Source organism: Ruegeria sp. CDSB114 (assembly GCF_059611025.1).
The window spans coordinates 66,299-77,529 of the sequence record NZ_JBXWOT010000007.1; the positions used below are offsets into that span (position 1 = coordinate 66,299).

15 protein-coding genes are annotated in these 11,231 nt (G+C 57.1%); 6 read left to right on the forward strand and 9 right to left on the reverse strand.

Translation table 11 applies throughout. The features are described from left to right. Positions 1-3 precede the first annotated feature (3 nt). Positions 4-834 (forward strand): methyltransferase domain-containing protein, encoded by an 831-nt coding sequence (locus AC2FIP_RS15250; RefSeq protein WP_496787080.1) that lies wholly within the window; start codon positions 4-6, stop codon positions 832-834. Positions 835-891: 57 nt separating this feature from the next. Continuing rightward, on the forward strand, positions 892-1,941 hold the full coding sequence (gene hemH, locus AC2FIP_RS15255; protein ID WP_496787083.1) for a ferrochelatase: 1,050 nt from the start codon (positions 892-894) through the stop codon (positions 1,939-1,941). A 75-nt stretch (positions 1,942-2,016) separates the two neighbouring features. On the opposite strand, the gene AC2FIP_RS15260 is transcribed toward hemH, so the two are convergent. Beyond that, positions 2,017-2,199 carry a hypothetical protein gene (locus tag AC2FIP_RS15260; RefSeq protein ID WP_142638281.1) on the reverse strand — a complete coding sequence of 61 codons (183 nt, stop codon included), beginning with the start codon at positions 2,197-2,199 and terminating at the stop codon, positions 2,017-2,019. Positions 2,200-2,338: 139 nt separating this feature from the next. Continuing rightward, on the reverse strand, positions 2,339-2,938 hold the full coding sequence (locus tag AC2FIP_RS15265; protein ID WP_281973577.1) for a L,D-transpeptidase: 600 nt from the start codon (positions 2,936-2,938) through the stop codon (positions 2,339-2,341). 168 nt (positions 2,939-3,106) lie between these two features. Here AC2FIP_RS15265 and dalA point away from each other — a divergent pair, with 168 nt between their 5' ends. Next, positions 3,107-3,622, forward strand: coding sequence for a divisome-associated lipoprotein DalA (dalA, locus tag AC2FIP_RS15270; RefSeq protein WP_496787084.1), 516 nt, complete (start codon positions 3,107-3,109; stop codon positions 3,620-3,622). A gap of 50 nt (positions 3,623-3,672) precedes the next feature. Here dalA and AC2FIP_RS15275 read toward each other — a convergent pair whose 3' ends face one another. The 7 genes from AC2FIP_RS15275 to AC2FIP_RS15305 all read right to left on the reverse strand — a co-directional run bounded on the left by AC2FIP_RS15275 (position 3,673) and on the right by AC2FIP_RS15305 (position 8,457). Continuing rightward, complete coding sequence (locus tag AC2FIP_RS15275; RefSeq protein ID WP_142638287.1) at positions 3,673-4,137, reverse strand: PTS sugar transporter subunit IIA; 465 nt, start codon at positions 4,135-4,137, stop codon at positions 3,673-3,675. Between the two features lie 60 nt (positions 4,138-4,197). Beyond that, entirely contained in the window at positions 4,198-4,761 is a 564-nt protein-coding gene (gene hpf, locus AC2FIP_RS15280; protein ID WP_271950796.1) for a ribosome hibernation-promoting factor, HPF/YfiA family, read from the reverse strand. A gap of 252 nt (positions 4,762-5,013) precedes the next feature. Next, positions 5,014-5,772, reverse strand: a complete 759-nt coding sequence (lptB, locus tag AC2FIP_RS15285; RefSeq protein ID WP_496787085.1) for an LPS export ABC transporter ATP-binding protein — start codon at positions 5,770-5,772, stop codon at positions 5,014-5,016. After that, entirely contained in the window at positions 5,772-6,224 is a 453-nt protein-coding gene (locus AC2FIP_RS15290; protein ID WP_496787146.1) for an LptA/OstA family protein, read from the reverse strand. Before AC2FIP_RS15290 ends, lptB begins: the two co-directional genes overlap by 1 nt. A 42-nt stretch (positions 6,225-6,266) precedes the next feature. Further along, complete coding sequence (locus tag AC2FIP_RS15295) at positions 6,267-6,866, reverse strand: LPS export ABC transporter periplasmic protein LptC (protein WP_496697374.1); 600 nt, start codon at positions 6,864-6,866, stop codon at positions 6,267-6,269. An 11-nt stretch (positions 6,867-6,877) separates the two neighbouring features. Beyond that, entirely contained in the window at positions 6,878-7,846 is a 969-nt protein-coding gene (locus AC2FIP_RS15300) for a KpsF/GutQ family sugar-phosphate isomerase (RefSeq protein WP_281973575.1), read from the reverse strand. Further along, positions 7,843-8,457, reverse strand: coding sequence for a ribonuclease D (locus AC2FIP_RS15305; RefSeq protein WP_496697372.1), 615 nt, complete (start codon positions 8,455-8,457; stop codon positions 7,843-7,845). Before AC2FIP_RS15305 ends, AC2FIP_RS15300 begins: the two co-directional genes overlap by 4 nt. A gap of 161 nt (positions 8,458-8,618) precedes the next feature. On the opposite strand from AC2FIP_RS15305, the gene AC2FIP_RS15310 reads away from it, so the two are divergent. The 3 genes from AC2FIP_RS15310 to AC2FIP_RS15320 all read left to right on the forward strand — a co-directional run bounded on the left by AC2FIP_RS15310 (position 8,619) and on the right by AC2FIP_RS15320 (position 11,194). Beyond that, positions 8,619-9,938: an MFS transporter gene (locus AC2FIP_RS15310; RefSeq protein ID WP_496787087.1), complete on the forward strand. Its 1,320-nt coding sequence runs from the start codon at positions 8,619-8,621 to the stop codon at positions 9,936-9,938. 55 nt (positions 9,939-9,993) lie between these two features. Beyond that, positions 9,994-10,422, forward strand: coding sequence for an Lrp/AsnC family transcriptional regulator (locus tag AC2FIP_RS15315; RefSeq protein ID WP_142638301.1), 429 nt, complete (start codon positions 9,994-9,996; stop codon positions 10,420-10,422). A gap of 73 nt (positions 10,423-10,495) precedes the next feature. Further along, a complete protein-coding gene (locus AC2FIP_RS15320; protein ID WP_496787088.1) occupies positions 10,496-11,194 on the forward strand; it encodes a lytic transglycosylase domain-containing protein in 699 nt (232 codons plus the stop codon). The last annotated feature ends 37 nt before the right edge of the window (positions 11,195-11,231 follow it).

Here is an 11,231-nt window from a genome sequence, read left to right on the forward strand (position 1 = left end):
CCTATGAAACTGCCTGATTCCAACGCACCCTCACTGTTCGACCGCGCAATCCTTGCACGGCGTCGGTCCCGCGCACGGGAAGATGCCTTGTTCTTGCACCGCGCCGCAGTTGACGAGGTTCAGGATCGGCTCGCCTTGGTTAATAAAAGCTTTACGGCCCCGGCGATCGTGACCCCTTTTGCGCAAGTCTGGCAGGATGTGTTGCCAATGGCGCGGATCATCCCGGATAACGAGGTGCTGGACCTGAACCCCGGTGCCCATGATCTGGTGATCCATGCCATGGCTCTGCACTGGGCCAATGATCCGGTTGGGCAGTTGATCCAGTGTCACCGCGCGCTGCAACCTGATGGGCTGTTGCTGGTGATCTGTCTGGGCGGTGAAACCCTGCATGAACTACGCGCCTCACTTGGGCAGGCCGAGGTTGAGGTCACGGGCGGCCTCAGCCCCCGCATCGCGCCTATGGCCGAGCTGCGCGATCTGGGCGGGTTACTGCAACGCGCCGGACTGGCCCTGCCGGTTGCTGATACCGCGCGATTGACGGCGGAATATCGCGATCTGACCCACCTGATGCATGACCTGCGGGCAATGGGTGAAACCAACAGCCTGCAAAACCGCATGAAACATCCCACAAACCGGCAGGTCTTTGCCCGGGCGCAACACATCTATGCCAATCATTTCAGCACTGATCAAAAACGCCTCAAGGCGACATTCGAGCTGGTCTGCCTAACCGGCTGGTCTCCCGATGAAAGCCAGCCAAAACCGCTGCGTCCGGGCTCGGCCCAGATGCGGCTTGCAGATGCTCTGGGCGCAAGCGAAGGCAAACTGTCCGATTGACGAATGCGGAATTCCGGTTATCTCAGCCCGAAGCAAAGACATCTCAGGAAGTGAAACATGTTCGACGCCACACGCCCCGATCATGCCCCGGCGGATCACCCCAAAGTCAAAACGGGCCGCGTCGGCATCCTGCTGGCCAATCTCGGCACGCCCGACGATTACAGCTATTGGCCCATGCGCCGTTATTTGAACGAGTTTCTGTCGGACCAGCGCGTGATCGACTATCCCAAGTGGAAATGGCAGCCAATCCTGCAGGGGATCATCCTGACCAAACGGCCCTTCAGCTCGGGTGAGGCGTACAAGTCGATCTGGAACCACGACAAGGGCGAAAGCCCGCTGATGACGATTACCAAGGACCAGACCGCCAAATTGCGTGACGCGATGCAGGCACGCTATGGCGACAAGGTCATGGTGGAATTCTGCATGCGCTACGGCAACCCATCGACAAAATCAAAAGTCCGGGAAATGGTCGCGGCAGGTTGCGACCGGGTTCTGTTCTTTCCACTGTACCCACAATACGCAGGCGCTACGACGGCCACGGCCAATGATCAGTTTTTCCGCGCTCTGATGGATGAGACGTGGCAACCCGCCAGCCGTACCGTGCCCGCCTATTTTGACGAACCCGCCTATATCGACGCATTGGCGGGCTCGGTTAAAAAGGCCTATGCCGCGATGGTGGACAAACCGGACATACTGGTCTGTTCCTACCACGGCATGCCGGAACGCTACCTGCAACAAGGCGACCCCTATCACTGCCAATGCGCAAAAACGACTCGGTTGCTGAAAGAAAGGTTGGGCTGGTCGAACGACCAGCTTGTATCGACCTTCCAGTCACGATTCGGCCCGGAAGAATGGCTCAAGCCATATACGGTCGACCACGTGGCCGAGCTGGCAAAACAGGGTAAGAAGAAGATCGCCGTTATCGCACCAGCGTTTTCCGCCGATTGCATCGAAACGCTGGAAGAGATCAACGAAGAGATCAAAGAGAGTTTCGAGGACGCGGGCGGCGAAAGCTTTACCTATATCCCATGCCTGAACGATGACGAATCGCACATAGCGGCCCTGGGCAAGGTGATCGAGGATAATTTGAAGGGTTGGCTGGACTAAGCCACCCAGTCGACTAGGCGCAAAAAAAGGCGGTGGAAAGCTCCACCGCCTTTTCTTTAGATATCGCTTGTCGAATTAGCTTGCTGCAACAGCTGCGGCAACAACAACCAACAGGATCAGCGGCAGGATGATGCCGTTTGACGAACCCTGAGTTTCTTCAACAACAACAGGTGCTTCAACAACCGGCTCTTCCAGGTTGCCTGCATAAGCGGTCGAAGCAGCAGCAGTCAGTGCAGCGGCGAGAACGAGTTTCTTCATATTAACCTCCAGGATACGCACGGTTCCGTATAGTGAAACCATGCACTCAAGACTTACCTCGTGTTTTTTTCTAATCAGCTATCCAACTGGAATGCAAATGGAAGTTGCGTCACAAGCGGGTACCTGCGCGGAAATGTCGTCAAATTAGCAACACTTGCGTGCCAACCTTGGCCATTGAGAACAGTTCGGCAATATCGTTGTTGAAAAGACCGATGCACCCATTCGAAGATCGACGCCCGATTTTGCGCGTATCATGGGTTCCGTGAATTCGGTAATATTTCCAGCTTAGATATAAAGCATGTGTTCCCAATGGGTTATCCGGACCCGGCGGGATATAGTCTGGCCATTCCGGATTTCTTTTCTTCATCGAAGGTGTTGGCGACCAGCTTGGGCCTTCGACCTTGCGGATCACGCTGGTCCGGCCGCGGCGCGTCAGCTCTTCGGTCAGGGGAACCGACGACGGGTATAGTTTGTACACCGATTGATCGTCCGACCAGTAGTGCAGCGCGCGCGACACAGTATCGACAAGGATAGCTCCGTTTTTCGTATTCGAAAAATAGGGCTGCCAGTCCAGAGCTCTGAAGCCAGAGATGTTACGGCGCACCGCGGGTTCGTCCTCGGGTGCGGGGCGCAGCGGGTCTCCGGGGGTGTATTGGGCAATCGCTGGAGAGGCGACAAGGGCGGAAACACCTGCAACGAATCCACGTCGGGTTGTATGAGTAATGCTTTTCTTGACCATGACCGGAGGTCCTTTTGACAGAAAATCTAAAAATCCTGTGCATTTTATTGCCAGAATGCTTCAGTCGCAATTGAAACCGGCAGAATCACGCAGAACATAGCCATTGTGCGTTTGCCCACAGCCTTCTGTCACGCTATGCCGTATGGCAACACAATAATCAGGTCGATCATGACGCGCATCATTTCATTACTGCTTGCTAGCTTTATTGCACTGGCCGCCTGTACGCCGGGTGGATCCCCAACCTATGGGGCAGATGGGCGCCCCCTGCCAACGGTGTACAAGATCCGTGGCAATCCAGAAAAGCTGCAATTCCGGATGTTGGATTCGGTTAACGCCCTCCGCCAGGCATCGGGCCTTCAGCCAGTACAACTGAATGCTCAGCTCAATGCCGCGGCCGCCACCCATTCCAAGGATATGGCGCGACAGAATCGGCCCTGGCACTTTGGCTCGGACGGATCTTCGCCGTTGGATCGGGCGACGCGCGTCGGCTATTACGGCACCTTCCTCGGCGAGGCGATCTCGGAAACCTATGAGACCGAGACCGAAACGCTGGCCGCCTGGATGCAGGAACCCGGACCGCGAAGTGTCATCATGGATGCCAAAGCCACTCAGATGGGCTTTGCCTGGCACCAGGAGAACGGCGGGAAAATCTGGTGGACCCTGGAAATGGGAACCGGCGGTTAAAACGCAAAAGCCCCCGAAAACTGGGGGCTTTTTTATTGCCTTTGGGGTAGTTAAGCCGCCTGGACCGACTGCGCCTCGGTCAGAATTGCATAGAGCTTGACCGGATCAGGATTGGCGCGCAGCTTTGCGCAAACCGACGTATTGCGCAGCGTTCTGGACACCAGCGCAAGCGCCTTCAGGTGGTCCACACCTGCCTCTTCCGGGGCAAACAACGCAAAAGCGACATCAACCGGCTGGCGGTCTACCGCACCGAAATCAATCGGCTTTTCCAGCATTACGAAAACGCCAGCCACTTCGGCCAGATCACCCAGCCGCGCATGTGGCAGGGCGACTCCATGACCAACGCCTGTTGGGCCAAGGCTCTCCCGCTCGAGCAGGCCATCCACAACAACCTGCGCGTCAAGACCAAGGGCCCCCTCGGCAACATCGCCGATTTCCTGAAACAACCGCTTCTTGCTGGAAGCGGCGGACAATACACGTACCGCCTCGGGCTTCAGTATGCTCGAAAGCTCCATGATCACGCTCCATGGCCTTGCCCCTGCTTGCACAGGGGCTTGCCTTGCTATTCTTGCCTGTTACGGATCAATCCAGCCAATGTTGCCGTCCTCACGGCGATACACGACATTCAATCCGTCCTTGTTTTCATTCCGGAACACCAGCACCGGGGCGCCGGCTAGTTCCATCTGCATTACGGCTTCACCAACACTCAACGATGGGATCTTGGTTTCCATCTCAGCCACGATCATCGGCTGCAGCGTTTCAGGTTCATCAGCCGACTCTGATTCGTCAGAGGCGAGGATATAAGAGGAAGCACCAAAGAGTTCAACCGGCTCGGATCGGTCCTTGTGATGGTCCTTGAGGCGGCGCTTATACCGGCGCAACTGCGTTTCCATCTTGTCACAGCAGGCCTCGAATGCTGCGTAGATTTCGATAGCGTGGGCCTTGGCCTGCGCAGTCAGGCCGGTCGAAAGATGCACGGTGGCTTCGCAAACATACTCATGCGCAGAACGGGAAAAGACGACATTGGCGTCGGTCGGGCGCTGGGCATATTTTCCAACAACCTCCCCTAGCTCGGTCTGCACATGGGTCTGCAGTGCCTCGCCGATGTCGATCTGTTTTCCGCTAATTTGGTAACGCATGTGATCTCCTTCACAATTCACACCCATTTTGACGCTGCGTTACGCAGCGCACGTGTTTTTATCGGGTGGGGGATATCGGCATATTCCGCAGTTGCTGAGAAACGTACCCCTTAGCAAAGGTGCACCGCGATCCCGACTGGAACTGAAGAAATGCCATAACCCAATTGAGGCAAGAGACGGCGGCAGAGTCAATCAAAACAGGCGTGTATATACGTGATTTCAGCCATGCGCTGGGCGCAATTCCGCGCAAGCCTATGAAATACGGAAGTTTTCGCCCAAATAGACCCGTCGGACATTTTCGTTCTCGACGACTTCATCCGGCGTGCCCGACATCAGCACCTGACCATCATGCAGGATATAGGCCCGGTCCACGATTTCCAGTGTTTCGCGCACGTTATGGTCAGTGATCAGCACGCCGATGCCGCGCTTTTTCAGGTCCGCTACCAGATGGCGGATATCGCCGACGCTGATCGGGTCTACGCCAGCAAAGGGCTCGTCCAGCAACAGATATTTCGGATCAGCCGCAAGACAACGGGCAATTTCGACACGGCGACGCTCGCCACCGGACAATGCCAATGCCGGGGCGCGGCGCAGATGTTCGATCGAAAAATCGGACAACAGCTCTTCCAGCCGCTCTTTCCTGCGATGGCTGTGCTTCACGGTGATGTCCAGAACGGCGGCAATGTTGTCCTCGACACTCATCCCGCGGAAAATCGACATCTCTTGTGGCAGATATCCGATCCCAAGCCGCGCGCGCCTATACATCGGCAGGGTCGTCACGTTTTGGCCGTCAATGGTCACAGTGCCAGCTTCTGGAAAGACAAGCCCGGCGACCGAGTAGAACGTTGTGGTCTTGCCTGATCCGTTCGGGCCCAACAAGGCAACCACCTCGGACCGGCCCAACGTCATCGAGACTTCGCGTATCACGGTCTTCTTACGGTATGATTTCCGCAGTTTCTCGATCCTGAGGCCGCAACCGCCTTCGGCCACAGACAAATTCGGACGCTCCATCAGTTGCTATCCGGATTCAGAATGGTTTTGACGCGGCCAGTCATCTTTGCCGTTCCGGTCGTCAGATTGGCATTCATCTGATCGCCGCTGATAACGCTGGGGCCTTGCGTCAAAAGCACATTTCCGCGCATCACGATTTCGCCCGAGTCGATTGTGTATTCGGCCCAGTCGCCTTCGGCTGCATCAGGCGGGCTGACAAGAACCACATCATTTGTCGCCTCCATCCGCTCGATTCCGGACCTGTCGGCGTTGTAGATGACCAGGACCCGCTCGGCGGTCAGGCGCATCTCACCCTGCACGATCAGGACGTTACCGATAAACTCGGCCGTGCCGTCTTCTTGATTGACGTTTAGGGATTCCGAGGTGACCTCGACCGGCTGGCTTGGATCCGCCTTGGCTGACCCGAAGGCGACCTGCGTTTCCTGTGCCGACACCGAAAAGGCACCGACCATCAGCGCAAAACTAACAACAGCAAATCGCAAATCAATCACGGCTTATCTTTCTGTTTTTTCAGGCTCGTATACCAGCTTAACACCATCTGTAAAAAGAATATGGACCGGCCCATCCTTTTTTTCGGTTCCAAATGTCATCCGTCCCGCGGAGAAATCACCGATGATGCCGGTGCCATCGACCTGACCCGGAGTGTCGCCGCGGATTTCATCCAGAGAGGTATTCAGAAGATCAGTTCTGACCTGAATTCCGTCTGTCGTCGTTATCAGGACGTCCCCAACAAACGTTGCGGAATTCTTGTCCGGGCGGATCATACCGGAATTTGAATCCATCGTTATGATGCCGCCATTCAACAATCCCAACCGCCCTCTAAATTCGGCAGTCGTGGGCAATGACCCTTCGCGCCCCTGGGTCGCTTGGGCCGCCTGAATTTGAACTTCCTCGCCTTTTCTGGTTGTTCCAAGATAATGGGGTTGGGTCACCACTTGGTCAGCCAGACGTTCATCTATGTCTTTTTGGGTAAACGGAACGGACACGCTGGTTTCGATGCTGCGTGACAGCAGGAAAACCGTCGACAGCAGCACAATGGCTGCCAAAGGCAGCAACACCTTCAGAAATTGCACCATCCGGGAATGTCCGTCCATCGAACGCCCCTCTACCCCAAACCAACGCGCAGGCAATCGTGGATATGTAGCACGCCCAAGGCCTGGCGATCACTGCCCTCTTCGACCACAAACAAAGAGGTGATCTTGCGGTCATTCATGATGGCCACCGCCTCTTCGGCCAACGCGCCGGGCGGGATGGTTGTTGGGTTCTGCGTCATCACCTGCTCGGCCGTTTTGCCCAGCAAGCCCTCCATATGACGCCGCAGGTCGCCATCGGTGATGATGCCCACCACCTGACCTTGCGGATCAGTAACCCCGGCAACGCCAAAGCCCTTGCGGCTGATCTCGATAAGCGCATCGCTCATGGGTGTTCCGACCGAAACCAGCGGCAACGCATCGCCCTTGTGCATCAGATCCTGCACCGTGCTCAGCTGTGCGCCTAGTTTGCCACCGGGATGAAAGGCGCGGAAATCTTCGGGTTTGAAGTTGCGATACTTCATCAACGCTATCGCCAGCGCGTCGCCCATGGCCAAAGTCAACGTCGTGGAGATCGAAGGCACCATGCCATAGCCGCAGGCCTCGCCCAGTGACGGGATCAAAAGATGCACGTCTGCCTGTTTCATCAGCGTGCTTTCCGGCTTGCTGGACAGGCCAATCAGTGGAATGCCAAAGCGGCGGGTAAAAGCCAGCAGGTTGGCAAGCTCTGGCGCTTCGCCCGAATTCGAGATGGCCAGAACCACATCGCCTTTTGAAACCATGCCCAGATCGCCATGGCTGGCCTCGGCCGGGTGCACGAAATAGGCCGGTGTACCGGTGCTGGCCAGCGTGGCCGCGATCTTGTGCCCGATATGACCCGACTTGCCGATGCCGCTGATGATGATGCGGCCCGAGGCCTGCAAAATCAGCTGAACCGCTTGGGCAAAATGTTCATCCAGACCGTCGGCCAGTACCTCCAGCGCGCGGGCCTCGTCTGTCACCACCTGACGGGCGGTTCTCAGAAATGCTTCGGTATCAGTCATGAGTGCGCAAAAATATCCGTTTCTGGCCATCCGGCGAGATCGAGTTTCGCACGCATCGGCAAGAAGTCAAAACAGGCCTGCGCCATCTCGGTCCGGCCCTCTCGCGCCAGGCGCTTGTTCAATTCCTCCCGCAGGCGGTGCAGATACAGAACATCCGAGGCGGCATAGTCCAGCTGCGCCTCGCTCAACGTTTCGGCGCCCCAGTCGCTCATCTGTTGTTGTTTCGAAATATCGACGCCGATCAGCTCACTGCACAGGTTTTTCAGCCCGTGCCGGTCGGTATAGGTGCGCACCAGACGGCTGGCGATCTTGGTGCAATAGACTGGCGCGGCTAACGCACCAAAGGCGTGATACATCGCGGCAATGTCGAAACGACCAAAATGGAACAGTTTCAGCACATCCGGGTTTTCCAGCATGGCACGCAAGTTCGGTGCCTCGGTCTGGCCCTTTTCGACCTGAACGATATGCGAATTGCCATCGCCGCCCGACATCTGGATCACGCAGAGGCGGTCGCGATGCGGGTTTAGACCCATGGTTTCACAGTCAATGGCCACCACCGGCCCCATATCCAACCCGTCCGGCAGGTCGTTTTTGTACAAATAGTTAGCCACCCGAGTAATCCTTTGCGCGGTATCGCCACCGAGATAGGCGCTTTATTCCCTAAACTCAACGCCATCCCTGTACGCCAGCCGGTTGCCGCTGTCGCAGTTGGTCAAGACCTAAACGAAGGTTTGGGGTGACAGAGCCTTTAGACTGCGGCAGATATCAATCAATGTTAAGCGTTCTTAGAAACCGGACCTATCGCCACCTGTTGGCCGCGCAGATCGTTGCCCTGACGGGCACTGGGCTGGCCACGGTCGCGCTGGGTCTGTTGGCCTTTGAACTGGCAGGGGATGCGGCCGGGCTGGTGTTGGGCACCGCGATGACCATCAAAATGGTGGCCTATGTCACGGTCGCGCCATTGGCGGCCGCTTTTGCCGAGCGGCTGGATCGGCGTAAGATGTTGGTGGTGCTTGACCTGATCCGTGCGGCTGTCGCGCTGTGTCTGCCTTTTGTGACCGAGGTCTGGCAGGTTTATGTCCTGATTTTCGTGCTGCAATCTGCCTCGGCCGGATTTACCCCTGCATTTCAGGCTACAATCCCCGATGTACTGACAGATGAGCGCGAATACACCCGCGCCCTGTCCCTATCGCGGATGGCATATGATCTGGAGAGCCTGCTAAGCCCCGTATTCGCCGCGGCCCTGTTGTTGTTGGTCAGCTTCAACAGCCTGTTCTGGGGCACCGCCCTGGGATTTGTCGCTTCGGCGCTGCTGGTGGTGTCGGTGGCTTTGCCATCACCCAAACCAAGTAAGCCGCGCGGGATATACGAACGGACAACACGTGGCATACGCATCTATTTGAACACACCCCGGCTGCGGGGCCTTCTTGCCCTGAGTTGGAGCGCGGCGGCACTCAGCTCAATGGTGATCGTCAACACTGTGGTCATCGTGCGATCAGATCTGGGGCTGTCGGAAAGCGCCGTCGCCGCTGCGCTGGCCGGTTTTGGTGGCGGCTCTATGCTTGCCGCTTTTATCCTGCCCCGGATGCTGGACCGGATCGAGGATCGAAAGGTCATGTTGGCCGGCGCCCTTCTGTGCTGCACCACCATGGCCGGAGCCGCCGTGATATTTGCGACAACCCCGCTGTCTTTGGGTCTGTTGATCGTTTTGTGGGCCCTAGCTGGCTTTGGCTATTCCACTACGCTGACGCCGTCTGGCCGCCTGCTGACCCGCTCGGCCCATCCCGAAGACCGCCCCGCCGTCTTTGCGGCCCAATTCACGCTGTCTCATTGCTGTTGGCTGGTGCTGTATCCTCTGGCAGGCGGGCTGATGACCCTGTTTGGGGCCACAACCGCCCTGAGCTTTATGGCGGCGATGTCCTTTCTGGGTATTATCGGTGCGGTCACCCTTTGGCCGCGTTCTGATCTGCATTCGGTGATCCACGACCATCCTGACCTGCCGCGTGACCACCCGCACATGGCCGGCCCGCCACCGCATGCTCATCCCGTCATAATAGACGACCTGCACCCCCGTATCCCGCGTGAGCCTTGAGCCCTGCTGCCGTTTTGCCCTAAACCGGAAAAACCAGACCCGCACCGGAGCGCCAATGGATCAGCTTGACCGCCGCATCATCTCAGTCCTGCAACATAATGCCCGCGAGTCGACCACAAAAATCGCGGCAAAACTGGGCGTTGCCCGGACAACCGTGCATGAACGCATCAGCCGGATGGAAGAACGCGGCATCATTGCCGGCTACTCCGTGATCCTGAACAGCCCCGAAGATGCCCCCCGCGTCCAGGTTGTCGTTCTGCTCGAGGTCCAACAGAAGGAAACCACCCGTATCATCAAGCGGCTCGAGGCCTATCCCGAGGTTAAACTCTGTCTTTCGATCAACGGTGACTTTGACCTGCTGTTGACCGCTGACGCGCCAAGGATCGAGGATCTGGATATTCTCGTTGATGATCTGGCACGAATCCCCGGTGTTTTGCGCACCAATACGAGCGTTGTTTTTGGCCGGCGGATTGATCGAATCTGATTGACTGATAACCCTCTGTAAACCAAGGCAAGGCTAGCGTGGCCCGGATTGATCAGAATCCCGGACCGGCAGAATGCCAAATCGCCTATTCATTGTCATAGCATGTGTTGCGTTGCTTCTGGCAGCGCGTCAGAGCTTTGCGGGCGCGGAGGCCCGGATGTCTCAGACATGTGATCAGGCCGCCCGCCGCGCGGCCCTCGCCCAAGACATACCGCTTGATGTTTTGCGTGCCATAACGCGGGTTGAAACTGGCCGCGCGATCAAAGGCCGACTTGAGCCTTGGCCATGGGCAATCAATGTCGAAGGGCGCGGCCATTGGTTCCAATCTGAGCAGGAGGCTAAAGCCTATGTCGCGGATATTTTCCAAGCCGGAAAACGCAGCTTCGATATCGGGTGCTTTCAAATCAACTATCGCTGGCACGGGCAGGCCTTTCAGTCGATTGATGCCATGTTCGATCCCGAGACAAACGCCAATTACGCGGCCCGGTTTCTGAAACAACTATATTCCGAACTTGGGTCGTGGCCGGCAGCGGCGGGGGCCTATCACTCGCGAACCCCGGCTTTGGCCAAGACCTATTCCAGCCGCTACCAGATTGTTCATGCTCAGCTTGACCCGGGCACGGCGGTGCAAACTGCCCGCATGTCGCGTGATCCCTTCACACAACCCGCCGCACCGCTGTTCCCGGTGCAAATCACCCAGTTTCCGACGGGTGCGATGGGCTCTTTGATGCCAGCTGCGGACACCCAAACAGCCTTCATCGCCTTCAACTAGGAGAAATACGTGCCCAGACTTGATGTCCGCTCCCTGT

Coding starts and splice junctions, on each gene's coding strand:
- AC2FIP_RS15250 (WP_496787080.1), top strand. CDS start 4: ATGAAACTGCCTGATTCCAACGCACCCTCACTGTTCGACCGCGCAATC.
- hemH (WP_496787083.1), top strand. CDS start 892: ATGTTCGACGCCACACGCCCCGATCATGCCCCGGCGGATCACCCCAAA.
- AC2FIP_RS15260 (WP_142638281.1), bottom strand. CDS start 2,199: ATGAAGAAACTCGTTCTCGCCGCTGCACTGACTGCTGCTGCTTCGACC.
- AC2FIP_RS15265 (WP_281973577.1), bottom strand. CDS start 2,938: ATGGTCAAGAAAAGCATTACTCATACAACCCGACGTGGATTCGTTGCA.
- dalA (WP_496787084.1), top strand. CDS start 3,107: ATGACGCGCATCATTTCATTACTGCTTGCTAGCTTTATTGCACTGGCC.
- AC2FIP_RS15275 (WP_142638287.1), bottom strand. CDS start 4,137: ATGGAGCTTTCGAGCATACTGAAGCCCGAGGCGGTACGTGTATTGTCC.
- hpf (WP_271950796.1), bottom strand. CDS start 4,761: ATGCGTTACCAAATTAGCGGAAAACAGATCGACATCGGCGAGGCACTG.
- lptB (WP_496787085.1), bottom strand. CDS start 5,772: ATGGAGCGTCCGAATTTGTCTGTGGCCGAAGGCGGTTGCGGCCTCAGG.
- AC2FIP_RS15290 (WP_496787146.1), bottom strand. CDS start 6,224: ATGGTCGGTGCCTTTTCGGTGTCGGCACAGGAAACGCAGGTCGCCTTC.
- AC2FIP_RS15295 (WP_496697374.1), bottom strand. CDS start 6,866: ATGGACGGACATTCCCGGATGGTGCAATTTCTGAAGGTGTTGCTGCCT.
- AC2FIP_RS15300 (WP_281973575.1), bottom strand. CDS start 7,846: ATGACTGATACCGAAGCATTTCTGAGAACCGCCCGTCAGGTGGTGACA.
- AC2FIP_RS15310 (WP_496787087.1), top strand. CDS start 8,619: ATGTTAAGCGTTCTTAGAAACCGGACCTATCGCCACCTGTTGGCCGCG.
- AC2FIP_RS15315 (WP_142638301.1), top strand. CDS start 9,994: ATGGATCAGCTTGACCGCCGCATCATCTCAGTCCTGCAACATAATGCC.
- AC2FIP_RS15320 (WP_496787088.1), top strand. CDS start 10,496: ATGCCAAATCGCCTATTCATTGTCATAGCATGTGTTGCGTTGCTTCTG.